General features: G+C 69.4%; 23 protein-coding genes and 1 tRNA gene. 16 read left to right on the top strand and 8 right to left on the bottom strand.

Annotated elements, in window-relative coordinates:
* Entirely contained in the window at positions 1–975 is a 975-nt protein-coding gene (gene ccsB, locus ABIE21_RS13025) for a c-type cytochrome biogenesis protein CcsB (protein WP_354025541.1), read from the top strand.
* Positions 976–994: 19 nt separating this feature from the next.
* Here ccsB and ABIE21_RS13020 read toward each other — a convergent pair whose 3' ends face one another.
* Positions 995–1,978 carry an o-succinylbenzoate synthase gene (locus ABIE21_RS13020; protein WP_354025259.1) on the bottom strand — a complete coding sequence of 328 codons (984 nt, stop codon included), beginning with the start codon at positions 1,976–1,978 and terminating at the stop codon, positions 995–997.
* A 51-nt stretch (positions 1,979–2,029) separates the two neighbouring features.
* Here ABIE21_RS13020 and ABIE21_RS13015 point away from each other — a divergent pair, with 51 nt between their 5' ends.
* The 4 genes from ABIE21_RS13015 to ABIE21_RS13000 are packed head-to-tail and all read left to right on the top strand — an operon-like array spanning position 2,030 to position 5,300.
* Positions 2,030–2,248: a hypothetical protein gene (locus ABIE21_RS13015; RefSeq protein WP_354025258.1), complete on the top strand. Its 219-nt coding sequence runs from the start codon at positions 2,030–2,032 to the stop codon at positions 2,246–2,248.
* Positions 2,249–2,280: 32 nt separating this feature from the next.
* Positions 2,281–3,189 (top strand): 1,4-dihydroxy-2-naphthoyl-CoA synthase, encoded by a 909-nt coding sequence (locus ABIE21_RS13010; protein WP_354025257.1) that lies wholly within the window; start codon positions 2,281–2,283, stop codon positions 3,187–3,189.
* Positions 3,189–4,286: an AMP-binding protein gene (locus ABIE21_RS13005; protein WP_354025256.1), complete on the top strand. Its 1,098-nt coding sequence runs from the start codon at positions 3,189–3,191 to the stop codon at positions 4,284–4,286. Before ABIE21_RS13010 ends, ABIE21_RS13005 begins: the two co-directional genes overlap by 1 nt.
* A 9-nt stretch (positions 4,287–4,295) precedes the next feature.
* Positions 4,296–5,300, top strand: a complete 1,005-nt coding sequence (locus tag ABIE21_RS13000) for a 1,4-dihydroxy-2-naphthoate polyprenyltransferase (RefSeq protein WP_436232341.1) — start codon at positions 4,296–4,298, stop codon at positions 5,298–5,300.
* Here the strand turns inward: ABIE21_RS13000 and ABIE21_RS12995 are convergent.
* Positions 5,271–5,555 carry a DUF4229 domain-containing protein gene (locus tag ABIE21_RS12995; protein WP_354025255.1) on the bottom strand — a complete coding sequence of 95 codons (285 nt, stop codon included), beginning with the start codon at positions 5,553–5,555 and terminating at the stop codon, positions 5,271–5,273. The two genes, ABIE21_RS13000 and ABIE21_RS12995, sit on opposite strands and share 30 nt — an antisense overlap.
* A gap of 39 nt (positions 5,556–5,594) precedes the next feature.
* Here ABIE21_RS12995 and ABIE21_RS12990 point away from each other — a divergent pair, with 39 nt between their 5' ends.
* The 3 genes from ABIE21_RS12990 to ABIE21_RS12980 all read left to right on the top strand — a co-directional run bounded on the left by ABIE21_RS12990 (position 5,595) and on the right by ABIE21_RS12980 (position 8,593).
* Entirely contained in the window at positions 5,595–5,927 is a 333-nt protein-coding gene (locus tag ABIE21_RS12990; protein WP_354025254.1) for a PLD nuclease N-terminal domain-containing protein, read from the top strand.
* The gene (gene menD / locus ABIE21_RS12985) at positions 5,908–7,605 is read left to right on the top strand and encodes a 2-succinyl-5-enolpyruvyl-6-hydroxy-3-cyclohexene-1-carboxylic-acid synthase (RefSeq protein ID WP_354025253.1); all 1,698 of its coding nucleotides are present in this window, start codon (positions 5,908–5,910) and stop codon (positions 7,603–7,605) included. The genes ABIE21_RS12990 and menD overlap by 20 nt, the downstream gene beginning before the upstream one ends.
* A 163-nt stretch (positions 7,606–7,768) precedes the next feature.
* Positions 7,769–8,593 (top strand): PPK2 family polyphosphate kinase, encoded by an 825-nt coding sequence (locus tag ABIE21_RS12980; RefSeq protein WP_354025252.1) that lies wholly within the window; start codon positions 7,769–7,771, stop codon positions 8,591–8,593.
* Here the strand turns inward: ABIE21_RS12980 and ABIE21_RS12975 are convergent.
* Complete coding sequence (locus ABIE21_RS12975) at positions 8,590–9,822, bottom strand: isochorismate synthase (RefSeq protein ID WP_354025251.1); 1,233 nt, start codon at positions 9,820–9,822, stop codon at positions 8,590–8,592. The genes ABIE21_RS12980 and ABIE21_RS12975 overlap by 4 nt on opposite strands.
* 76 nt (positions 9,823–9,898) lie before the next feature.
* Here ABIE21_RS12975 and ubiE point away from each other — a divergent pair, with 76 nt between their 5' ends.
* From ubiE to ABIE21_RS12960, 3 genes are all read left to right on the top strand, one after another.
* Positions 9,899–10,654: a bifunctional demethylmenaquinone methyltransferase/2-methoxy-6-polyprenyl-1,4-benzoquinol methylase UbiE gene (ubiE, locus tag ABIE21_RS12970; RefSeq protein ID WP_436232348.1), complete on the top strand. Its 756-nt coding sequence runs from the start codon at positions 9,899–9,901 to the stop codon at positions 10,652–10,654.
* Between the two features lie 59 nt (positions 10,655–10,713).
* Positions 10,714–11,799 (top strand): polyprenyl synthetase family protein, encoded by a 1,086-nt coding sequence (locus tag ABIE21_RS12965; protein WP_354025249.1) that lies wholly within the window; start codon positions 10,714–10,716, stop codon positions 11,797–11,799.
* 70 nt (positions 11,800–11,869) lie between these two features.
* Positions 11,870–13,237 (top strand): FAD-dependent oxidoreductase, encoded by a 1,368-nt coding sequence (locus ABIE21_RS12960; protein WP_354025248.1) that lies wholly within the window; start codon positions 11,870–11,872, stop codon positions 13,235–13,237.
* 100 nt (positions 13,238–13,337) lie between these two features.
* Here the strand turns inward: ABIE21_RS12960 and ABIE21_RS12955 are convergent, their stop codons facing one another.
* The 3 genes from ABIE21_RS12955 to ABIE21_RS12945 all read right to left on the bottom strand — a co-directional run bounded on the left by ABIE21_RS12955 (position 13,338) and on the right by ABIE21_RS12945 (position 15,724).
* Positions 13,338–13,541, bottom strand: coding sequence for a hypothetical protein (locus ABIE21_RS12955; protein ID WP_354025247.1), 204 nt, complete (start codon positions 13,539–13,541; stop codon positions 13,338–13,340).
* Positions 13,542–13,730: 189 nt separating this feature from the next.
* A complete protein-coding gene (gene cls, locus ABIE21_RS12950; protein WP_354025246.1) occupies positions 13,731–15,188 on the bottom strand; it encodes a cardiolipin synthase in 1,458 nt (485 codons plus the stop codon).
* 47 nt (positions 15,189–15,235) lie between these two features.
* Complete coding sequence (locus ABIE21_RS12945) at positions 15,236–15,724, bottom strand: YajQ family cyclic di-GMP-binding protein (RefSeq protein ID WP_354025245.1); 489 nt, start codon at positions 15,722–15,724, stop codon at positions 15,236–15,238.
* A 21-nt stretch (positions 15,725–15,745) separates the two neighbouring features.
* On the opposite strand from ABIE21_RS12945, the gene ABIE21_RS12940 reads away from it, so the two are divergent.
* Positions 15,746–16,501, top strand: coding sequence for a hypothetical protein (locus tag ABIE21_RS12940; protein WP_354025244.1), 756 nt, complete (start codon positions 15,746–15,748; stop codon positions 16,499–16,501).
* 139 nt (positions 16,502–16,640) lie between these two features.
* On the opposite strand, the gene ABIE21_RS12935 is transcribed toward ABIE21_RS12940, so the two are convergent.
* On the bottom strand, positions 16,641–17,654 hold the full coding sequence (locus ABIE21_RS12935) for a LacI family DNA-binding transcriptional regulator (RefSeq protein WP_354025243.1): 1,014 nt from the start codon (positions 17,652–17,654) through the stop codon (positions 16,641–16,643).
* 149 nt (positions 17,655–17,803) lie between these two features.
* Here ABIE21_RS12935 and ABIE21_RS12930 point away from each other — a divergent pair.
* The 3 genes from ABIE21_RS12930 to ABIE21_RS12920 all read left to right on the top strand — a co-directional run bounded on the left by ABIE21_RS12930 (position 17,804) and on the right by ABIE21_RS12920 (position 20,422).
* A tRNA-Tyr gene (locus tag ABIE21_RS12930) sits at positions 17,804–17,888 on the top strand.
* Positions 17,889–18,214: 326 nt separating this feature from the next.
* A complete protein-coding gene (locus tag ABIE21_RS12925; protein ID WP_354025242.1) occupies positions 18,215–19,015 on the top strand; it encodes an inositol monophosphatase family protein in 801 nt (266 codons plus the stop codon).
* Positions 19,016–19,225: 210 nt separating this feature from the next.
* On the top strand, positions 19,226–20,422 hold the full coding sequence (locus ABIE21_RS12920) for a M23 family metallopeptidase (RefSeq protein WP_354025241.1): 1,197 nt from the start codon (positions 19,226–19,228) through the stop codon (positions 20,420–20,422).
* Between the two features lie 454 nt (positions 20,423–20,876).
* Here the strand turns inward: ABIE21_RS12920 and ABIE21_RS12915 are convergent, their stop codons facing one another.
* The gene (locus ABIE21_RS12915) at positions 20,877–22,610 is read right to left on the bottom strand and encodes a glycoside hydrolase family 13 protein (RefSeq protein WP_354025240.1); all 1,734 of its coding nucleotides are present in this window, start codon (positions 22,608–22,610) and stop codon (positions 20,877–20,879) included.
* Between the two features lie 215 nt (positions 22,611–22,825).
* Between ABIE21_RS12915 and ABIE21_RS12910 the strand changes: the two genes are divergently transcribed.
* Positions 22,826–23,812 (top strand): hypothetical protein, encoded by a 987-nt coding sequence (locus tag ABIE21_RS12910; RefSeq protein ID WP_354025239.1) that lies wholly within the window; start codon positions 22,826–22,828, stop codon positions 23,810–23,812.

Below are 23,812 nucleotides of genomic sequence, written 5' to 3'. Positions count from 1 at the left end.
ATGACTCTGGAGACCGTCTCCCTCCTCGCCGTGTACTCGGCGATGGCGATCTACACACTCGCCTTCATCGCGTTCACGGTCGACCTCGCCCGCCGTTCGGCCGCGCAGCCCGTCGAGGAGGTGGCCGAGGCCGCCCCCGTGGGCATGCTCGCCGCGGCATCCGGAAACCGCGCCTCGGCGCTGGTCGACAGGCTGGCGACGGATGCGCCCGCGGCCGCGCCGCTGAAGCGCTCGCGTGCGCTGCGACTGGCGATGGGCTTCACGGTGCTCGGCTGGGTGCTGCACACCGCCGGCGTCGTGCTGCGCGGTTTCGCCGCCGGCTACGCGCCCTGGTCGAACATGTACGGCTTCGCCATCACCGCGACGGCGATCATCGTCGGGGTGTTCCTGCTCGTGCAGTTCTGGCAGGACCTGCGGTTCCTCGGCGCCTACATCGTGGGCTTCTGCCTGGTCTTCCTCGGGCTCGCCACGGTGAACTTCTATGTCGCCGTCACCCCGCAGCCGCCAGCCCTGCAGTCGGCATGGCTCGTGATCCACGTGTTCGTGGCGATCCTCGGCACCTCGTTCTTCGCCCTCGGCGGCGGCCTGTCGGTCGTGCAGTTGCTGCAGTCCCGCCGGGAGGCGCGCGGCGGAGAGGGCATGGCGTTCCTCGCCACCCTGCCGAACGCGGAACGCCTCGAGAACCTCGCGTACCGCCTCATCCTGATCGGCTTCGTCTTCTGGACCTTCACCCTCATCGCCGGCGCCGTCTGGGCCGAGCGGGCGTGGGGACGCTACTGGGGCTGGGACACGAAGGAGGTCTGGACGTTCATCATCTGGACTATCTTCGCCGGCTACATCCACGCCAGGGCGACCCGCGGATGGCGCGGCTCACGTTCGGCGTGGCTGGCGATCATCGGCTTCGGTGCCGTGATGTTCAACTTCACCGTCGTGAACCTGTTCTTCAAGGGACTGCACGCGTACAGCGGCCTGTAGGCCCCGCGCGCCGCGCCGGTCACGCCGGGTCGAGCAGGGCGAAGGCGCGCTCGAGGCGGGCCCGCCACCACGCGTCGCGGTCGGCGCCCGCGGCGTAGTCGACGAACACGCGGCCGTTCGGCACCACCCGGCGCACGCCGATGCTGCCGTCGACCGGCACGAGCGGGTCGAGCGCGACGTCGAGCGACAGCAGGCTCACCGTGGCAAGGCCGCAGTCGTACGGCAGTTCGGGCAGCGCCGCCGCGAGGTGCAGCCCCATGGAGATGCCCACGGAGGTCTCCAGGGCGCTCGAGACCACGAGCGGCAGCCCGGTCTGCCCCGCGATGCCGAGGGCGGCGTGGATGCCGCCGAGCGGCTGCGCCTTGATCACGAGGATGTCGGCCGCCTCCTGCCGGGCGACCTCGAGCGGGTCATCCGCCTTTCTCACGCTCTCGTCGGCGGCGATCGGCAGCCCCATGTACTTCACCCGCTGTCGGATCTGCCAGAGCTCCTCGACGGTCGCGCACGGCTGCTCGACGTACTCGAGGTCGTACTCGGCCAGCGCGTGGATCGCGTGCTCGGCCTCGTCGACGTTCCACCCGCCGTTGGCGTCGATACGGATGCGCCCCTCCGCCCCCAGATACGACCGTGCCGCGGCGACGCGCTGCACGTCGTCGTCGAGGGTCTGGCCGATCTCGGCGACCTTGACCTTCACGGTGCGGCAGCCGGCGAACCGGTCGAGCACGTCGGGCACGAGCCCCGCGCCCACCGCGGGCAGCGTCGCGTTCACCGGGATCGAGTCGCGCACGAGCGCCGGAGTCTCGTTCCAGCCGAAGTCGATCGCCGCGGCGAGCCACGCGGCCGCCTCCTCGTCGCCGTACTCGACGAAGGGGGAGAACTCGGTCCAGCCCTGTGGCCCCTCGAAGAGCATCGCCTCGCGGGTGTCGATGCCGCGAAAGCGTTGCCGCAACGGGATCGACACGACACGAGCGGTGGCCAGGATGTCAGTCAGCGTTGCCAGCATGGCTCCAGTCTCGCAAGGTTCGCCGATCAATGGGGGGTCTAGGGTGAACCCATGACCGGCAAGCTGCAGGAGACCCTCGAAGAGACCCAGCGCCGGCTCGCGCTCGGCGGCGTCACCACAGTGCCGATGATGCAGACCCTCGACACCGCGCCCCGCCGACGCCGCGGCACCCTGGCGACGGTCGTGCTGGTACTCGCAGCGCTCGCCGGCGTCTTCCTGCTGGGCGTCGCCGGGCTGCTCGTACTCGGCTTCGCGCTCGGCGCGGGCTGACCGGCATCGACGACAACTCGTAGGCTGGGTGCATGCCCGAAGTCTCAGACCTGTTCGACCCGAGCGTCTGGAAGCCGGTCGCCGGCTTCGAAGCGCTGACGGATGTCACGTACCACCACGACACCGCGGGCAGGGTGGCGCGCATCGCGTTCAACCGGCCCGAGGTGCGCAACGCGTTCCGGCCGCACACGGTCGACGAGCTGTACCGCGCCCTCGACGACGCACGGCAGAACTCGGCGATCGGCGTCGTGCTGCTCACCGGCAACGGCCCGAGCGCGAAAGACGGCGGCTGGGCGTTCTGCTCGGGCGGCGACCAGCGGATCCGGGGGCGCGACGGGTACCTCTACGAGGTGAACGAGGGCGAGGTCGCTCCGAGCGCCGCCGCGACCGGGCGCCTGCACATCCTCGAGGTGCAGCGGCTGATCCGCTTTATGCCCAAGGTCGTCATCGCGGTCATCCCCGGCTGGGCGGCCGGCGGCGGGCACTCGCTGCACGTGGTCTGCGACCTGTCGATAGCGAGCGCAGAGCACGGCAAGTTCAAGCAGACCGACGCCGACGTGGGTTCGTTCGACGGCGGCTACGGAAGCGCGTACTTCGCCCGGCAGGTCGGGCAGAAGTTCGCCCGTGAGATCTTCTTCCTCGCCGAGGAGTACGACGCGCAGCGCGCCCTCGAGATCGGCGCGATCAACGCCGTGGTGCCGCACGCCGAGCTCGAGACCGAGGCGTACCGCTGGGCGAACACCATCCTCGGCAAGAGCCCGACCGCGATCCGCATGCTGAAGTTCGCCTTCAACGCCGTCGACGACGGCATGGTCGGCCAGCAGGTCTTCGCCGGCGAGGCCACCCGCCTCGCCTACGGCACAGACGAGGCCGTCGAGGGCCGCGACGCGTTCCTCGAGAAGCGCGCGCCCGACTGGTCTCCCTACCCCTGGCAGTACTGATGACGAGGGCGCTCACCGCGGTCCACGGCGACGGGATGTTCGTCGCCCTGCGCGAGGCGCTCTCCGGCGAGGGCCCCGCCGTGTTCGCCGGCCGGCCCACCGGCCCCATCCCCGACACGGTTCCCACGCGCGTCGCCCTCGTGATCGAGTCGAGCGGCTCGACGGGCACGCCGAAACGGGTGGCGCTCTCGAGCGACGCGCTGCTGGCCAGCGCCGCGGCATCCGACACCGCCCTCGGCGGACCGGGCCAGTGGCTGCTCGCGCTGCCGACCACCTACATCGCCGGCGTCAACGTGCTGGTGCGGTCGCTCAGCGCCGAGACCGTGCCCGTGCAGCTCGCGCCCGGGCACTTCGACGCCGAGGCGTTTGTCGCCGCGGCCGGGGCCATGGACCACGCCCAGCGCTACACCTCGCTCGTGCCCGCCCAGCTCGCCAGGCTGATCGACGCCGACGGCGCCCTCGCGGCGCTGCGGCGGTTCGACCGCATCCTCGTCGGCGGGCAGGCCAGCCCGGTCGCGCTCATCGCCCGCGCCCTCGAGCTCGGCCTCAACGTCACCCGCACCTACGGCTCGAGCGAGACCAGCGGCGGCTGCGTCTACGACGGCATCCCGATCGGCTCGACCGAGGCGCGCATCGTCGACGGGCAGATCGAGCTCGCCGGACCGGTGCTCGCCGAGGGCTACCTCGGCGACCCGGAGCGCACCGACGAGGCGTTCCACACCGACCGCGGCCAGCGCTGGTACCGCACCGGCGACGCGGGCGAGATCGTCGACGGCGTGCTGCGCGTCGTGGGCCGTCTCGACGACGTCATCGTCTCGGGCGGCCTCAAGGTCTCGCTCGGCGCCCTCGAACGGGTCGTGCGCGAGGTCGAGGGACTCGGCGACGCGGTCGTCGTCTCCGAGCTCAGCGAGCAGTGGGGCGAGGTGCCCGTGCTCGTGGCGACCGTCGACTACCCGCTCGCGGCGCTCAAGCCGGTCGTCGTCGAGAGGCTCGGCCGTGCGGCCGTGCCCGCGCGCATCGTCGTCGTCGCCAGCCTGCCGGTGCTGCCCTCCGGCAAGCCCGACCGGGTCGCGATCCGTGCGGCCGTCGCTGGTTAGACTCTCGCTGTGCCTGAAGCGAAGAAGAAGAAGAACACGACAGTGAACGCCGCCCGTCCTGGTACGAACTCGGGCAAGAACGCGGGCAGGAGCGGACGCCCGGGCGGACGCCCGCCCGGCGTCGCCCAGGTGAAGAAGGCCGGAGCCGCCGAGTGGATCGGCGGAGCGCGACTGCGCACCCTCCCGCTCGCGATCGCCCCCGTCGCGCTCGGCACCGCTACCGCGTACCAGTTCGACAACGACGAGGGCTGGCACTGGGTTCGCGCGCTGCTCTGCCTCGCCGTGGCCCTCGCCTTGCAGGTCGCCGTCAACTACGCCAACGACTACTCCGACGGCGTGCGCGGCACCGACAAGAACCGGGTCGGGCCGTCGCGCCTCACCGGGTCGGGTGCCGCGAGCCCGCGTGCCGTGCTCACCGTCTCGCTCGTCTTCTTCGGCCTCGCCGCGCTGGCCGGCATCACCCTCGTCGTGCTCACCGGCTACTGGTGGCTGCTCGCCGTCGGCGCCGTCTGCATCGTCGCTGCCTGGTTCTACACCGGCGGCAAGAAGCCGTACGGTTACAACGCGCTCGGCGAGGTGGCGGTCTTCGTCTTCTTCGGCCTCGTCGCGACCGCCGGCACCATGTTCGTGCAGGTGGGCACTGTCAGCTTCGAGTGCTGGCTGGCCGCCGTCGCGATCGGGCTGATCTCGGTCGCGGTGCTCGTGATCAACAACACCCGCGACATCCAGCAAGACACGCTCGCCGGAAAGCGCACGCTCAGCGTCATCATCGGCGACCGCGCGTCACGCATCCTGTTCACCGTGCTGCTGCTCGCACCGTTCGTGATCCTCGGGGTATTCACCCTCGAGTTCGCGAACGCCGCCTACGTGTACGGCGCGCTGCTCATCGCGATCCCCGCCGTGATCATCGCGCTCACAGCCAAGACGGCGAAGGAGCTGATCCTCGTGCTGCAGCTGACCAGCCTCACCGGGCTCGTCTACGGGCTAGCGCTTGGCTGGGCCATCGCCTTCTAGGAAGTCGTTGCGCTCGAGGGCGTCTTCGATGTCTTCGTCGTCGGTCGCGGCACGCGTCTTGCCGCTGCGGCGGTCGGCGACACCCTGCACGACGGGCGCACGGAGCTTTCCCAGAAAGAGATACGAGACGGCGAAGCCGAAGAGCGCTGCGACGATGGCGGCGAGCCACCCGGGTACCTGTGCGACCAGCAGCACCACGAGAACCGCGACGAAGATCGACAGTCGGATCACGCTATATAACAACCATGGCTTCACCTGACAAGTGTAGGCAGCGCTAAGCCTAAGATTGACTGCATGGCTCGATTCCTCGTCATCCTCCCCTTCGTGGTGGTGGCTGTCGACGTGTTCGCAATCGTCGACGTGATTCTCACCGATGCGCGCCGCGTGCGCGCGCTCAACAAGTTCGCCTGGGTCGTCATCATCGTTCTCCTGCCCATCGTCGGTGCAGTGCTGTGGTTCCTGCTCGGCAAGGAGCGAAAAGACAGCGGAGGCGAACGCCGCACCGTCGCCCCCGACGACGACCCCAACTTCCTCAAGAACATCCGCCGCGACGAGGAGCAAGACGAACGCATTCGCCGGCTCGAGCAGGAACTCGCCGAACTCGACGATGACCCGCCCAAGGAATAGCTCTCCCGCATCCCTCTTCGCCGTCGCCCTGCTCGACGAGTTCGTCAGGCAGGGAGTGCGAGACATAGTGCTCAGCCCCGGCTCCCGCTCGCAGGCCCTCGCGCTCGCCGCCGCCGAGCTGGAGGCCGCCGGCCGCGTGCGGCTGCGCGTGCGCATCGACGAGCGCGGTGCCGGGTTCACCGCTCTCGGCCTCGCCGTGGAGACCGCGGCACCCGTCCTCGTCGTCACCACCTCGGGCACCGCCGTCGCGAACCTGCACCCCGCCGTGCTCGAGGCGCACCACTCGGGTGTTCCGCTCATCGTCGTCAGCGCCGACCGGCCGGTGGAGCTGCGCGGCATCGGCGCCAACCAGGCCACCACCCAGCCGGGGATCTTCGCCACCGCCGTGCGTGCGTCGTTCGACGTTGTGGCCCCGACGGGATCGTCGGGGGAAGAGGCATCCGCCCGCCGCATCGCAGCGGAGGCAGTGGCCGCCGCGGGCACCTCGCCGATCACCACCGGTCCGGTACACCTGAACATCGCGTTCGTCGAGCCGCTGTCGGCGATCGTGCCGCTGCCGCCAGAGTCGGAGCCTGCCGCCTACGCACCGCCGCGCCTCGCGGGCGACGCGCTGCCGATCTATCAGGCGCCGGGCACCGTCGTCGTCGCCGGCCATGGCGCGGGCGAGATCGCAGAGGCCACCGCACGGGCCCTCGGAGCGCCCCTGTTCGCCGAGGTCTCGAGCGGTGCGCACTTCGGGCCCAACCTCGTCGTCGCCTACCGCGAGATGCTCGGCACCATCGAGTTCGGCGAACGCATCGAACGCGTCATCGTGTTCGGCCACCCCACGCTCAGCCGCGAGATCCCCGCGCTCATCCAGCGGGCGGATGTCTCGGCCGTCGTCGTCCGCTCGCCCGCGTTCGACGACTACAACCCCGGTCACGCCGTCGCCACGTTCGCCGACGCTGTGCGCGTCACGGGCGAGCCAGACGCATCGCCGGCGGGACGCGCCTGGCTGGGCCGCTGGGTCACGACCTCGCGCGCGCTGCTCGAGCAGCAGGACTCGCCCGACGTCGACCTCGCCATCTCGGCCGAGCCCGCCGCGCAGGCCGCCTTCTCGCGCCAGGTGCTCGCCGGCCTGCGCGCGCCGGTCACCCGTCGCGCCCTCGTCGAGGCGGTGTGGCGCGTCACGTGGCCGCACGACCGGCTCGTGCTCGGCGCCTCGCGGCTCATCCGCGAGGCCGACCGCGTGGTGCCCGGCAAGAAGATCCGCGTGCACGCCAACCGCGGGCTCGCCGGCATCGACGGCACCGTCGCCACCGGCATCGGGGTCGCGCTCGCCAGCCAGGGCGTCGCCGGCCCGAGCGCCGGAGGCGTCACGCGCGTGCTGCTCGGCGACCTCACCCTGCTGCACGACGCGAACTCGCTGCTGTTCGGCGTGGGCGAGCCCCGGCCGCGGCTGCAGGTCATCGTCGGCAACGACGGCGGCGGCACGATCTTCGACTCGCTCGAGGTCGCCACGACGGCGCCCGCCGGCCCGCTCGACCGCGTGATGCTCACCGCGCAGTCCGTGTCGTTCGAGCAGCTCGCCGCGGCATACGGGTGGGAGTACCGTCGCCTCGCGAACCGGGGCGAGCTCGACTCGGGCCTGACGGCATCCGACGTCCCCACCCTGATCGAAGTGCCGCTCGCCCGCTGAGCTCGCGCGCGCCCCGGGACCGAGACCCAACCCGCGCACCAAGAACGAAGCGCGTACCGAAAACGAAGGAGTATCTCGGCCGAGCGGCTCCGGAACGCGTTTTCGGGCCGATAGCGGTGCCATCTCCTTCGTTTTGGTAGGGGCGGCGGGCTAGCCTTGCCGCATGAGCGATCAGCTGCGCGTGGGTCCCGGTTTTGTGCTCGCCGACGTCGACCCGGACTCCACCCCCGACTTCGACGGCGACAAGAAGTCGGGGGAGGCCGAGCTCGCCGCCGGGGCCGCCGAGCTCGCCGACCTGCAGGAGAAGCTCTACGCCGAGAGCCTCTACGGCGGCACGCGCAGACTGCTGCTCGTGCTGCAGGGCATGGACACCTCGGGCAAGGGCGGCATCGTCGGCCACGTCGTCGGGCAGGTGAACCCGCAGGGCGTGCGCGCCGTCGGGTTCAAGGCGCCGACAGACGAGGAGAAGAAGCACGACTTCCTCTGGCGGGTGCGGTCGCAGGTTCCGCCGCCGGGATACATCGGCGTCTTCGACCGGTCGCACTACGAGGACGTGCTCATCCACCGGGTGCGCGGCCTGTCCGCCCCCGAGGCGATCGAGGAGCGCTACGGCCTCATCGCCGAGTTCGAGAGCCAGCTGGTCGCCGCGGGAGCGACGATCGTGAAGGTCATGCTGCACATCGGGCCCGAGGAGCAGCGCGAGCGCCTCGCCGCCCGCCTCGAGCGTCCCGAGAAGCACTGGAAGTACAACCCCGGCGACGTCGACGAGCGTCTGCTGTGGCCGGCGTACCAGGAGGCGTACCAGGTCGCCGTGACCAGGACGTCGACGACGGATGCCCCGTGGTTCGTCGTTCCGGCGAACCGCAAGTGGTACGCGCGCCTCGCGGTGCACCGGCTGATGCTCGCGGCGCTGCGCGACATGCACCTGGAGTGGCCTCAGCCCGACTACGACGTCGAGGCGGAGAAGGCGCGGCTCGCGGCGAGCTAGCCGAAGGCCTCGACGATCGGGCGGAACTTCAGCTTCGTCTCGGCCAGCTCGCGCGCGGGCTCCGAGCCGTCGACGATGCCGCCGCCCGCATAGGCGGTGACGCGGCCGGTGTGCGAGACGTGCGCCGAGCGCAGCGCGACGGCCCACTCGCCGTCGCCGTTCGCGCCGACCCAGCCGACCGGCCCGGCGTAGCGGCCGCGGTCGAAGGGCTCGAGCTCGTGGATCAGGTCGAGCGCCGCCTGCGTCGGGGCGCCCGCGACCGCCGCGGTGGGGTGCAGCGCGGCGATGAGGTCGAGCGAGGTGGAGCCGTCGCTCAGCGTTCCGGCGACGTCGCTCGCGAGGTGCCACAGGTTGGGCAGCTTGAGGGTGAACGGCTGGTCGCTCGTGGCGAGGGTCGAGCTGTGCGGCGCCAGCGCCGTCAGCACCGAGGTCAGCGCGTACTGGTGCTCGTCGAGGTCCTTGGTCGAGGTCGCCAGCGACACGGCGGCGTCATGGTCGGCCTCGGCGTCGGCGCCCCGGCCGATGCTGCCGGCGAGCACACGGGCGCTCACCGAGCCCGCGTCGACGCGCACGAGCGTCTCGGGCGAGCTGCCGATGAAGCCGTTGACCGCGAAGGTGAAGCAGTCGGGATAGCCGAGCGCGAGGGAGCCGAGCACGAGACGCAGGTCGCTCCCCTCGGGCAGATGGCCGATGAGGTCGCGGGCGAGCACCACCTTGCGCACGTCGCCGGCGTGGATGCGCTCGAGGGCGATGTCGACGGCGGCCACGAAGGCGTCGGCCGTCATCTGGCCGGGCAGGAGCGAGATCCTGTACTCCGCGCCGAACGGCCGCGGGGCGGGCACGGGCGCATCCGTATTGACCCGGGTGATCCACGAGACGCCGTCGCGGCGGCCCAGGATCACTGCGGGCACGATCAGCACGCTCGTAGCGGCCGAGTGCTCCGAGAAGGCGAAGCTGCCGAGCGCGACGAGACCGGTGCCGGGGATGCCGAGCGGGTCGTCGATGGTCGACGTGGCGAGAACCTCGCGCCACGCGGCGGCGGCGTCGGTCATGCGGTTCGGCCCGGTGAACTCGAGGCGCATGGCCTCGCCGATGCCCGCGATTCCCTGCCCGCGGCGGATGAACAGCAGCGGGTCGCGGGGATCGATCAGGGGGATGAGACGACCGATGTCGTCGGTCTGCACTGTCGTTGCGGCCAGATGGGCGATGGATCCGACAGGCGTACTCACTTCACAAGCGTACCCCCGCCGATCCTCAGACAAGGAAACCCGTACTCACTAGACTTATCGGGTGACTAAAGCCGACATGAACAAGCAACCGGGCGAGGTCGCTGACATGTTCGACGGCGTCGCGAAGCACTACGACCGAACCAACAACGTTCTGTCGGCGGGCAACGCGCCCATCTGGCGCTTCGCGACCGTGCGAGCAATCGACCCGCAGCCCGGTGAGCGAATCCTCGATATCGCGGCGGGAACGGGCACGAGCTCGGTCGCGCTGACCAAGACCGGCGCCACCGTCGTGGCGTTCGACTTCTCTCCCGGCATGGTGGCCGAGGGCCGCCGCCGCCACCCCGAGCTCGAGTTCATCGAGGGCGACGCCGAGCACCTCCCCTTCGGCGACGACGAGTTCGACGCGGTCACCATCAGCTTCGGGCTGCGCAACATCAACGACCCCAAGGCCGCGCTCGCCGAGATGTACCGCGTGCTCAAGCCGGGCGGACGCCTCGTGATCTGCGAGTTCTCGAAGCCGCCCCGCGCCGTGCTGCGCGCCGGCTACAACGCCTACCTCAGCTACGTGATGCCGATCGTCGCCGGGGCGACCAGCTCCAACACGGCCGCCTACGACTACCTCGCCGAGTCGATCCGCGCCTGGCCCGACCAGGGCGAGCTCAGCCGGTGGATCCGCGGCGTCGGCTTCACCCGCGTCGCCTGGCGCAACCTCACCGCCGGCGTCGTGGCGCTGCACCGCGGTCGCAAGCCCGAAGACGCGACGGTGCTCGCCTCGGTCGCCAAACGCAAGAAGAGCGCGACCACCCGTTCGATCCCCGTACAGGCCCAGTAACCTCGACGAGGCCCGCGAGGGTCTCCCGGCAGAAACGAATCTCTAGAAATGAGCAGCGAGTGAACGCGAGCGTTCCGGTAGCGCGTCGACGGAACACCCTGAGCTCCTCGCTCGGACTCGGCGACAAGCTTTTCTCGTCGGGCGACGAGCGCAGGTTCGTCAAGGAGATCGAAGACGGACTGGACGTCGTCGAGGAAGGCCTCCTCGTCGAGATGTCGTTCGCCGACGACATGGCGGATGTCACGAGCCGCTACCTCCTCGAGGCGGGCGGCAAGCGCGTGCGGCCACTGCTCACCCTGCTCTCCGCCCAGCTCGGTGACGGCAACCACGAGCAGGTCTTCGCCGCCGCGAAGGCCATCGAGATCACCCACCTCGCATCGCTGTACCACGACGACGTGATGGACGAGTCGACCATGCGCCGCGGCGTTCCCACCGCGCAGGCGGTCTGGGGCAACTCCGTGGCCATCCTCACCGGCGACCTGCTGTTCGCCAGGGCCAGCAAGCTCGTGGCCGGCCTCGGCGAACGCGTCATCCGGCTGCAGGCCGACACTTTCGAGCGCCTGTGCCTCGGCCAGCTGCACGAGACCATCGGCCCGCGCGACGGCGAAGACGAGATCGCGCACTACATCCAGGTGCTCGCCGACAAGACTGGCTCGCTCATCGCCGCTGCCGCCGAGGTCGGCGTCGTGACGTCGAACGCCCCCGAGCAGTACCGCGTTCCCGTCGTCACGTTCGGCGAGAAGATCGGCGTGGCCTTCCAGCTGATCGACGACATCATCGACCTCGCCGGAGACTCCTCGGAGACCGGCAAGGTTCCCGGTACCGACCTGCGCGCGGGCGTCTCGACGCTGCCGCTGCTCTACCTGCGCCAGCTCGCGCTCACCGAGCCCGGCGCTGCCGAGCTGCTCGGCCGCATCGAGCGCGACGTGAGCGACATCGCGGAGGGCCGCGCGAGCGCCGACGCCGATGCCGACCTCGACGCCGCGATCGCCGAGCTGCGCGAGCACGAGGTCACGGCCCGCACCCTGGCCGAGGCGCGTCGCTGGGCCCGCGAGGCCGTAGCCGCCCTCGAACCGCTGCCCGACGGCCCGGTGAAGAAATCCCTGACCCGATTCGCCGACACGGTCGTCGAACGCTCCAACTAGCCTGCCCCACCCACTGGTCGAGGCGGCCGCCCACGGGCGCACCGAGACCACACGATCGAAAGACACCACAATGACCAAACTACGATTGGCCATCGTCGGAGCCGGCCCCGCCGGTATCTACGCCGCTGACATCCTGCTGAAGGCAGAGAAGCAGTTCGACGTCTCGATCGACCTGTTCGAGCAGCTGCCCGCCCCCTACGGGCTCGTGCGCTACGGCGTCGCGCCCGACCACCCGCGCATCAAGGGCATCATCAACGCGCTGCGCGACGTGCTCGACTCGGGCAAGATCCGCCTCTTCGGAAATGTGAGCTTCGGCCGCGACATCACCCTCGACGACCTCAAGAAGCACTACAACGCCGTGATCTTCTCCACCGGCTCCATCCGCGACGCCTCGCTCGACATCCCGGGCATCGACCTGCCGGGCAGCTACGGTGCGGCCGACTTCGTCAGCTGGTACGACGGGCACCCCGACTTCCCGCGCGAGTGGCCCCTCGACGCGTCATCCGTCGCCGTCATCGGAAACGGCAACGTCGCGCTCGACGTCGCCCGGATGCTCGCGAAGCACGCCGACGACCTGCTTCCCACCGAGATCCCGGAGAACGTCTACGCCGGCCTCAAGGCGAGCCCTGTCACCGACGTGCACGTCTTCGGCCGTCGCGGACCCGCCCAGGTGAAGTTCTCGCCGCTCGAACTGCGCGAGCTCGGCGAGCTGAAAGACGTCGACATGGTCCTCTACGACGAGGACTTCGACTACGACGAGGCGTCGAAGGCCGCGATCGCGAGCAACAAGCAGGTCTTCGTGATCGACAAGGTGCTCACCCAGTGGCGCGCCCGCGAGACCGGCACCGCCTCGCGCCGCCTTCACCTGCACTTCCACGCGAAGCCGCTCGAGATCACCGGCACCTTCGACGAGTCGACCAACTCGGCTCGCGTCGCCGGCATCCGCTACGAGCGCACCGAGCCCGACGGCGAGGGCGGGACCCGCGGCACGGGCGAGATCCGTGAGATCCCGATCCAGGCCGTCTACCGCGCGGTCGGCTACTTCGGTTCGCCGCTCGACGGCATCCCCTTCGACGAGAAGCGCGGCGTCATCCCCAACCGCGAGGGCCAGGTGATCGACGACAACCACGAGCAGGTGCACGGCGTCTACGCCACCGGCTGGATCAAGCGCGGACCGGTCGGCCTCATCGGCCACACCAAGAGCGACGCGATGGAGACCATCAAGCACGTCGTCAACGACCAGGCCAACTGGTGGGCGCCCGCCCACCCCGACGAGGCCGCCGTCGTCGAGCTGCTCGAGAGCCGCGGCGTGGAGTTCACGAACCTCGACGGCTGGCACAACCTCGACCAGCACGAGCTCGGACTCGGCGAGGCCGTCGGACGCACCCGCATCAAGGTCGTCGAGCGCGACGAGATGGTGCGCGTCTCCAACGCCTAGCCGTCGTGAACGGTGCAACGCGTCGGGAAAGTTGCAACGTCGGCGGCGTCGGCAGCGGCAGCAGCCCGCGGAAGGCCGCGGCACGATCGAGCGGGCGCGCTTACTTCTCGTCGATCCCGGTGGGGGAGTGACGGCGGTAGCGCGGAGTGTGCTGCCTCCGGTGGTGCACGGCGGTGACGACAGCGCCGGCGCTCGCGAGCAGGCAGGCCAGCAGGGCGGCGATCACAAGCCACCAGGTCGACGTGTCGTCGAGCCCGGCGACCGCGGCGGGTGTGCTCGCGACGAGTGTGAGAAGACTGGACACGTGTGGGCCCCGGCTTTCGCTTGGCGCCCGGCCTGGGGTCGGGCGGCAATCAATGGTGCGCTGCCCGCATCGTCTGTGATCGCGGGCGCCTAAAAAGAATATGCTTCGCGTTCGGTGAGGAGCAAAGACTTGCGGCGTGTGCCCCGCCGGGCAGATGATGTGAAGGATGCGCCCCGAGGCGCGCAGCCGCTACTGAACGGCGGCGGTGAGCCGGGCGACGTTGTCGAGCACGGCGCTGGCCCGGTTCCGTTGCATCCACTCGTCGAGGAAGAGTTCGCGGCTGGTGTCGCGGTACTCCTGTTCGATCTTGCGCAGGTCGGTCACGAACGACTTTCCGTGCACCATCACCGAGATCTCGAGGTTGAGGCTGAACGAGCGCATGTCCATGTTGCTCGACCCGATCACCGCCACCTCGTCGTCGATCGTGAAGAACTTCGAGTGCAGCACGGTGGGCGCCTTGTAGAGCCAGATTCGCACGCCCGCGCGCAGCAGCGCCTCGTAGTAGCTGCGCTGCGCGTGGTAGACGACGGGCTGGTCGCCGATCTCCGACACGAACAGCTGCACGTCGATTCCGCTCTGCGCGGCCGTGGTGATGGCGTACAGCATCGACTCGTCGGGAACGAAGTAGGGGGAGGTGATGATGATCCGCTCCTGCGCCAGGTAGAGCAGGGAGTTGAACAGGCGTAGGTTGTTCTCGCCCGCGAAGCCCGGCCCGCTCGGCACCACCTGGGCGTCGAGCGTGTCCTCCGAGATCGGGCGCGGAACCGTGCTCACCTCGCGCATGAGCAGCTCGTCGGTCTCGGTGTACCAGTCGGTGACGAACAGGGCGTTGATGCCGGCGACGATCGGGCCCTCGAAGCGCACCATGAGGTCTTTCCAGTGCAGCCCGCGCCGGATGTTGCCCTTCTTGTTGTAGCTCGAGTCGATGACGTTCTGCGACCCGGTGAACGCCACGTCGCCGTCGATCACCAGGATCTTGCGGTGGTTGCGCAGGTCGGGGCGCTGCCATTTGCCGCGCAGCGGCTGGATCGGGAGCATCAGCGACCAGTAGACGCCCGCCTTGCGCAGTCGGCGCAGGGTGCGCCGGTAGCGGGTCGTGCGGAGACCTGCGACGTGGTCGAGCAGCACGCGCACCGTGACTCCGCGCTTGACGGCGGCCTCCAATGCGTCGAAGAACGGTGCAGTGGTCTTGTCGTACGAGAGGATGTAGAACTCGGCGTGCACCCACTTGGTGGCGGCGTTCACCGCGGCCGTCATCTCGACGAGGGTCACCTCGTAGGTTCCGTAGAGTTTCGCGGTGTTGCCGCCCACGAGGGGCATCGCGCCGAGCCGTCGGTTCAGCTCGACCACCGGGTCGAGCCACGGGTGGTCGTGCTTGACGTCCTCGATCCCCTCGGTCGTGTCGGTGATGAACGAATTGATCTCCGCCTGCTTCTCCCGCCGTCCGCGCGGGAGGCGTCGGCTTCCGAGCAGCAGGAACAGCGTCACACCGATGTAGGGCGGCAGGAAGAAGATCGCGAGCAGCCACGCGGTCGCGGTCTGCGGCTTACGGTTGCGCGGTACGTAGATGAGGCACGTCAGCCGGATCAGGAAGTCGATGACAGCGAACGCGAATAAGACGGTGGGCCACCACGCGAAGCTATCCATATGCTTCGAATTCTAGCGACGCGATCGGCCCCGTCGGGGCGAAAGGGTTAGCGGAAGTTGACGAATTGCAGGGCGATGTCGAGATCCTTGCCCTTGAGCAGCGCCATGACCGCCTGCAGGTCGTCGCGGCTCTTCGACGTGACCCGCAGCTCGTCGCCCTGGATCTGCGACTTGACGCCCTTCGGCGCCTCGTCGCGGATGATTTTGCTGACCTTCTTCGCGTCCTCCGACGAGATGCCGTTCTTCAGCGACACCTCGATGCGGTACTCCTTGCCGCTGGGGTAGGGGTCGCCGGCGTCGAGGCTGCGCAGGCCGATGCCGCGCTTGATGAACTTCGCCTCGAGCACCTCGAGAACCGCCTTGACGCGGTCTTCGGCGCTCGCCTTGAGGAGCAGCTTCTCGCCGCTCCACTCGACGGATGCGCCGACTCCCTTGAAGTCGTAGCGTTGCGCTATTTCCTTCTGGGCCTGGTTGACGGCGTTGTCCGCCTCCATTTTGTCGACCTTGCTGACGATGTCGAATGTGGGGTCTGCCATACCCCCATGGTAGAACGAGGGATGCCCGCTCGTCGTCACCTCTGGATATTCATCGTGGCGGGTGCGGGGGTTCTCGTGCTCGCGCTGCTCGTCTTCCTCGCCCTGAGGCCCCTCGCCGCCGGACCGGGTGCGGAGGATGCGCTGCCGCAGCCGACGTGGGCGTCGCCCGCAGCGGCGCCCGTCTCCGCCGCGGCGCCGACCGCCCCCGGCGTGGCCGGCCTGGTCGACGCCGACTGGCTGGCGCAGACCGCCTCGAGCACGGGCATCCCCGCGCGGGCCCTCGCCGCCTACGCGGGCGTCGCGCTCTCGAAGGCGGTCGAGATGCCGGCCTGCGGGCTGGCGTGGAACACTCTCGCCGCGATCGGCTTCGCCGAGAGCCGCCACGGCACGCACGGCGGTTCCGAGATCGGGCCGGACGGCACCGCGACACCCGGCATCTACGGGATCGCCCTCGACGGGTCATCCACCGACCACATCCCCGACTCCGACGCGGGCGCCGTCGACGGCGACGCCGAGTACGACCGGGCCGTCGGTCCGATGCAGTTGATCCCGCAGACCTGGCGCAACTGGCACGTCGACGCGAACGCCGACGGCGCCGAAGACCCGCAGAACATCGACGACGCGACCCTGGCCTCGGCGAACTACCTGTGCCGGGCGAGCGGCGACATGGCAGCCGAGTCGGGCTGGCACTCGGGCATCGCCGCGTACAACTCCGACCCCGCCTACGCGGTCACCATCGCGGAGGCCGGTTCGCGATACCGCTCGCAGGCGCAGTAGCCGTTAGCGGTCAGACCAGCGCGACGAGCTAGCATCGGGTCATGGAAATAGGCCCGTTCATCGTTCCGATCATCCTCGTCGTGGTCGGCTTCGCGGGCAGCATCTACGGTGTGCGGATGCGCCGCCGCGGTCGCGACCTCTAACCGCCGGGGCGGGCGGTGCTCGAGCGCACGATCAACTCGAACCGCAGCGGGATGTTGCTGGCGGGCGCACGCCGGTCCGGGTGCAGCTGGTCCATGAGGATCTCGACGGCGCGGCGGCCCTGCTCGGCGGGAAATTGCGCGACGGTGCTGAGGCCGAAGAAGTCGCTGAGCTCGTGGTCGTCGACGCCGATCACCGAGACGTCGCCGGGTACGTGGAGTCCGAGGTCGCGGGCGGCGAGGATCGTGCCGATCGCCATCTCGTCCGACGCGGCGAAGACGGCGGTCGGGCGCTTTCGCGGATTGCCGAGCAGCTGCTTCGCAGCCCGGTAGCCGCCCTGCAGCGTGAAGTCGGCGGCGGCGAAGAGGCCGGGGTCGATCGGGATGCCCACGGCCTCCAGGGCCGCCTCGTAGCCGACGCGGCGGTGCGTCGGCAGGTGGAAGTCGAGCTCGACGTCGTTGTTGCCGCCGATGTGGGCGATCGAGCGATGCCCGAGCGAGAGCAGGTGCTCGGTCGCGAGGCGGGCGACCTGCTCGTCGTCGATGCTCAGCGTGCGCACTCCCGGCAGGGGCCCGCCCACGCCGACGATCGGCTTGTTCATGTCGAGCAGGCTGCTCACCTCGCTCGCCGTGAGCTCGAGGGAGATGGCGATGACGGCGTCCACCCGTTTGCGCAGCAGGAAGTGCTCGAAGACGCTGCGCCGCTCGTCGCCGTTGCCGCTCAGGTTGTACAGGGTGAGGTCGTAGCCGTGGCTGAGCAGCGAGTGCTCGGCCCCCTCGACCACCGAGCTGAAGAACCAGCGGTTGAGAAACGGGATGACGACGCCGACGTTCTTGGTGCGGCCGGTCGCGAGGCTCGATGCGTTGGATGACACGACGTAGCCGAGCTCCACGGCGGCGGCCTTCACGCGCGACTTGGTGGCGGCCGAGACGTGGCCGTTGCCGCTCAGCGCGCGTGACACAGTTGCGGTCGAGACCCCCGCGAGCACAGCGACTTCATTGATTCCCGGCACGCGACGGCACCTCCCTTGGCACAGCGATACTATCGGCCTGCCACGGCGCGATCGGCGCGAAATCGTCGGTGTGAATTAATGAGTCGAAAGTCACGCTATTCTTGTTCAGCGCCTTCGGTCAGATGATCACATGTGGACGGAAGCGCCCTGGCGAGTTACCCAAGCGGCCAAAGGGATCTGACTGTAAATCAGACTGCATCGCATTCGGGGGTTCGAATCCCTCACTCGCCACCAGAGATGGAAAAGGCCCCGACGAGAGTCGGGGCCTTTTGCGTTGTTCGGGTTGTCTCGCTAGGCGGGGCGTGCGGGTACCCGCACCGGGGGAGCGGCGACGGGCACCCTGCGCCAGCCGTCGGGTCGGTGGGCGCGGAACAGCGTGGATCGCCGCCACCTAGGGAGAAGCGGTTCGGCTGGTCCAGCTCTGGCGATTACTTCAGGCAAGTCCTCGCTTGTGAAAAAGGGTACAATCGTGTCGGCATTTATGCCGACACCCCAGTACTGGGGGATTCGTTGTCCGCTCCCACCTATTCGATCCGTGCCGTACGGGTAGCGTTGCATGCATGCCCAACGACGAACTGATCGACCTCGCCCGAGACATAGCCGTCAGGGCGGGCGAGCTCGCGCACCGCAGGCGTGTAGAGGGCGTCGAGATCGCCGATCACAAGTCGAGCCCGGTCGACGTGGTCACCCTCGCCGACCGTGAGACCGAGAACCTCATCCGCTCGCTCATCGCGGACGCCCGTCCCGACGACGGGTTCCTCGGCGAGGAGGGCGGCGCCGAACAGGGATCGAGCGGCCTCACCTGGGTGGTCGACCCGATCGACGGAACGGTGAATTATCTCTACGGAATCCCGAGCTGGGCGGTGAGCATCGCCGTGGTCGAGGGCGACCCCGACCCGCTCACCTGGCGGGCGTTGGCCGGGTGCGTCACCAACCCTGTCACGGGCGAGATCTACACGGCGACGGATGCCGGTGGCGCCTTCTCGGGAAATCAGCAGCTTCGGGTCGTCGAGCCCGTATCCCTCGCTCAGGCGCTGATCGGGACCGGCTTCGGGTACGCCGCGGAGGTGCGCCGTGAGCAGGGCCGGGTGGTGGCCGGGCTGCTGCCTCTGGTACGCGACATCCGCCGTTTCGGCGCGGCGTCTCTCGACCTGTGCGCGGTCGCGACCGGCCGCCTGAACGGCTATTTCGAAAGCGGCCTCAAGCCGTGGGATCACGCAGCCGCCGCCCTCATCGCACGGGAGGCCGGAGCCGTCGTGACGGGCCGCGACGGAGCCCCTGCCGACCACGCCTTCCTGCTCGCCGCGCCGCGCGAGCTTGCCTCGACTCTGGAGCGAGCACTCGCCGACCTCGCCGTGTGACCCACACTGGGGTGGCAGATCCATGCGTTTGCAGCTAACGTTTACCTAGCCGTTACCCGTTTGGCTTTCTGCCACCGTGGTGATTACCCGAGAAACAGAGCCCCGTCAGACCCCGACGGGCACCTTTTTAGAGGAGAAACCCGCAATGACTCTAGATTTTGATGTCATCGCGCGCGCCGAATTCTTCTCGCAGTCGGAGTACCTCGCATCGTGACACCTGAACCATCCGTACCCCTCACCCGGCGCCAGCTGCGCGCCATGGAGGCGGCCGGCACCCCCGTGCCCGCCATTCCCGCGCCGCCGGCGTCCGTGGCATCCACCGCTCCCGTGAGCTCGAGCGAACCGACCGACGTCGGGTTCTTCGCATCGCTGCCCATCGCGGTCGAGGCGTCCATGGTCCACCTGCCCGTCGAGTCCATCGTCGGCGATGAGCCCGGCCTCGCCCAGTCACCCGGAGTAGCGCCGTCGCTCTCCGACGACACGGTCACCTCGGCTCCGGCAGACGACCCGTTCCTGCTGAGCCTGTTCTCCGCCCCCGAGGCCGCCGTGCACCCCGAGGCGATTCCCATCGTCAGCGGCAAGGGCCGTATCAAGGGCAGCCGTCGGGTCGCCCGCACCGAACGCCGTCGAGTCGCCGCAGAGCCGAAGCTCCGCGTGAAGAAGCTCCCGCGTTCCAAGCGCACCACCACGACGGGCACGCCGAAGCGCGGCCCGGCGTCGACTCTGCTGTCGATCGGCGCGATGCTCTTCTCCGGCGCCCTGCTCGTCGGGACCACGGTTCCGGCGAACGCGTTCATCACCTTCGAGTCAGGCCCGTCGGCCAGCGGCGAGGCGGCAACCGTTGCGTCCGCGCCGGCACAGACAGTCGAGGTCGCCGCCGATGCCACCGTCGGCGCGGTCGCCCGCGACGCGTTCACCGTGACCTCGTACTCCGAGGTGCTCAAGGCCAAGTACGGAACGCGCATCTACACGTTCGCACCGACCTCCGGCTCGGTGCGGTGGCCCTTCCCGTACGCGACCCCCATCAGCTCCGGCTACGGCGACCGCGTCGCACCCTGCCGCGGCTGCTCCAGCCACCACAACGGCGTCGACTTCACCCCCGGCTCCGGAACCCCGATCTATGCGATCGCCGACGGCGTCGTCACCCAGTCGCAGTTCTCCGGCAGCTTCGGGCAGCACGTCTACCTGGACCACGTGATCAACGGCAAGAAGGTCGAGAGCATCTACGGCCACATGATCGGCGGCTCCAGCCCCCTCGTGGCGGGGCAGACCGTCAAGGTCGGCGACCTGATCGGCCTCGTCGGCTCCACCGGCGCATCGACGGGCGCCCACCTCCACCTAGAGATCCACGTCGACGGCGTCGTGCTCGACCCGTTCGCCTGGCTGCAGGCGAACGCCGTCAGCTAGCTCGTCGCACCCCTGCCACCCCGTGGCACCCATCCCCACCCCGCGGCACCCCGCCGCCTCCGCGTCCGATCTCGGCCGGTCTGCCGCCGTGGGTGGCCACTTCGTGCGGTAATAGCGGCAGGCAACCGTGCGCAACTGGCCAGTCAGCGCAGACCCGACGCGAGAGGCCCGCTTCACCGGGCGCTCTGCGCTACCCGTCGCCCTCGGTAGCGGCAGATAGCTCTCGCGACCGCGATCGAGCAGCATCGCGCCGCCACCGAACGCGCGAGACCCCGCTGCGCGAGGCGTCAGCGGGGTCTCTACGGTTGGGCCGGCGGGGCCGGCGGGGTCGGCTTGGGCCGGCGGGGTCGGCTCGGCCGGCCGGAGGCTGACGAGGCGGGCCGGAGGCCGACGAGGCGGGCCAGAGGCCGGCGGAGGCCGGCGGAGGCCGGCCGGGCGGGCAGGAGGCCGTGCCCTAGGCGGTGATCCAGACCGTGGTGTCGGCCGGGAGGACCCCGCCGTCGACCGGGCCGCTCGAGGCCACGATCGTTCCGAGCGGCAGCTCAACCGGAACCTGGCCGGTGTTCGCGATCACGGTGATCGGCCCGTTGCTGAACGCGACGACGGACTCGCCGAAGCCGCTGAGCCACTCGAGCGACCCCATGCCGAGGTCGTTCTCGCGGCGCAGGCGCAGCAGCTCTGTGTAGAGCTCGAGCGTGCTGCCCTCGACGCCCGCCTGCGCGTCGCGCGCGTACGTCGCCCACTCGTCGGGCTGCGGCAGCCAGCTCTCGCCGCTGTCGTTGAAGCCGAACGCGGGTGCCTGCGCCTCCCAGGGGATCGGCACGCGGCATCCGTCTCGTCCGTAGCGCTCTCCGTTGGTTCGGAACCACGTCGGGTCCTGGCGGGCGGCGTCGGGCAGGTGGATGACCTCGGGGAGCCCGAGCTCCTCGCCCTGGTAGACGTAGGCGCTGCCGGGCAGGCCGAGCATCAGTGCGGTCGCGGCGCGGGCGCGGTGCAGGCCGAGATCCTGGTCGGGCAGGCCGAGGGAGTCTGGCCCGATGCCGGCGCCCTGAGGGTTCTCGGCGGTGAGGGCGAGGCGGCTCGCGTGACGCACGACGTCGTGGTTCGACAGGACCCAGGTGCTCGGCGCACCGACGCCCGCGAAGGCCGAGATCGAATCGTCGATGATGCGGCGCAGCGCGGGCCCGGTCCACGGGGTCTCGAGGTAGCTGAAGTTGAAGGCCTGGTGCATCTCGTCGGGGCGCACCCAGCGGGCGAGTTTGGTGAGCGGTTCGACCCAGGCCTCGGCGCAGAGCACGCGGTCGCCCTCGTAGGCGGCGAGCACGGTGTGCCAGTCGCGGTAGATCTCGTGCACGCCGTCCTGAGCCCAGAACGGCGCGGTCGGCTGGTCTTCGGAGTGGTCGCTGATGCCGGGCTCGAGCGCCACGCCCTCGGCCGTCGAGCCGCTGCCGCCCATGCTCCCGCCGGGAGTGGGAGTGTAGTCGGGCAGGCCCTCGGCCTTGATCATGCCGTGGGCGACGTCGACACGGAATCCGTCGACGCCGCGGTCGAGCCAGAAGCGCAGGATGTCGCGGAACTGGTCGCGCACCCACGGGTTCTGCCAGTCGAGGTCGGGCTGCGAGGAGTCGAACAGGTGCAGGTACCACTGGCCCGGGGTGCCGTCGGGCTCGACGAGGCGGGTCCATGCTGGACCGCCGAACACCGACTCCCAGTTGTTGGGGGCGAGCTCTCCGGATGCGCCCTTTCCGTCGCGGAACATGTAGCGCGCGCGCTCGGCCGATCCCGCGGGAGCGGCCACGGCCTCCTGGAACCAGCGGTGCGCGTCCGACGTGTGATTGGGCACGATGTCGACGATGACGCGCAGTCCGAGCTCGTGCGCCCGGTTCTGCATCACCTCGAAGTCGTCGAGGGTGCCGAACAGGGGGTCCACGTCGCAGTAGTCGGCGACGTCGTAGCCGGCGTCCTTCTGCGGGGAGGTGTAGAAGGGGGAGAGCCAGATGGCGTCGACGCCGAGTGCGGCGAGCGAGTCGAGGCGCGCGGTGATGCCGGGCAGGTCGCCGATGCCGTCTCCCGAGAGGTCGGCGAACGACCGCGGGTAGATCTGGTAGATGACGGCGCTGCGCCACCACTCCTTGCCCAGGGTGGAAGCGTTTGCGGGCGCGGCGACGGACTGGCTTGCGGTAGTCATGCGGGCAAGCCTAATCGCGAAAGCGGTTCGGCAACGGGAACGATTTCTCAGCGCTCCGGCCGGCCGACGAGGCAGCAAACGACTCAGCCTTTCGGATGACCCGGACGCCCGAGATCATTCCCAAGTATGACGAGTTTTCCTTTCGTTCTTCGCTATCGTAAGAAACACGATCGGATCCGTGTCTCAGTGGCGCCTTCCGAGCATCCTTTCCCCCAATGCCGGAGGTCCCCTTGCGCAAGCGTCTGTCCACCACCATCGTTCTGGCCGTCGCCGCCACGCTCGCCCTCTCGGCCTGCAGCGGCGGAGGGGGAGGCGGCGACAAGCTCGACGCCAACGAGACCCCGCTCACCGAGTACTACGAGGCGATGTACGGCGGCTTCGACGAGAAGGAGCAGATCGCCAAGCAGAAGAAGTCGGAAGAGCTCGTGGCCGTCTGCATGTCGGAGGAGGGCTTCGAGTACACGCCCGTCGACCAGTCGCAGTACATGAACTTCTCCGAGGAGGACATGGAAGACCGCGACACGGAGAAGTGGGTCGCGGCGAACGGCTACGGGATGACGCTGTCGCCCGAAGAGCAGGAGAAGCAGAACGAGCAGGCGGAGCAGTTCGTCGACCCGAACCAGCCCTACGTCGAGGTGCTCTCGCCCGGCGAGCAGACCGCCTACTACGAGGTGCTCTACGGCCCGGGCCCCACCGAGGAGGAGCTCGCGGCCATGGAGGACGGCGACGGCAGCTACGAGTACAACTGGGAGACCGCGGGCTGCCAGGGAGCGGCGCAGCACGAGATCAACGGCGAAGACGTGACCCAGAGCGACAAGTACAAGCCGCTCATGGACGAGCTCAACACGGTCTGGGAGAAGGTCCAGAAGGACCCGAAGGTCAAGAAGCTCGACGCCGAGTGGTCGGCCTGCATGGCCGACGCCGGCTACTCCGACCTGAAGAAGAAGGAAGACGCGATGACCCTGGTCAACGACGCGTCCAACGCCTACTACGAGACGCTGACGGATACGCCCGACGAGGCGAAGCTCGCCGAACTGCGCGAGAACGAGATCGCCGTGGCGCTCGCCGACTTCAAGTGCGGCAAGAAGCTCGACTATCAGGACAAGATGCTCGCCGTGCAGTTCGACGTGGAGCGCCAGTTCATCGACGACCACAAGTCGGAGCTCGACGCCATGATCGCCGACGTGGAACAGGGCAAGTAG

Source organism: Conyzicola nivalis (genome assembly GCF_040548875.1).
GTDB lineage: Bacteria > Actinomycetota > Actinomycetes > Actinomycetales > Microbacteriaceae > Conyzicola > Conyzicola nivalis_A.
The sequence above is the reverse complement of the archived record's forward strand: the minus strand, read 5'-3'. Positions and strand labels throughout refer to the sequence as shown.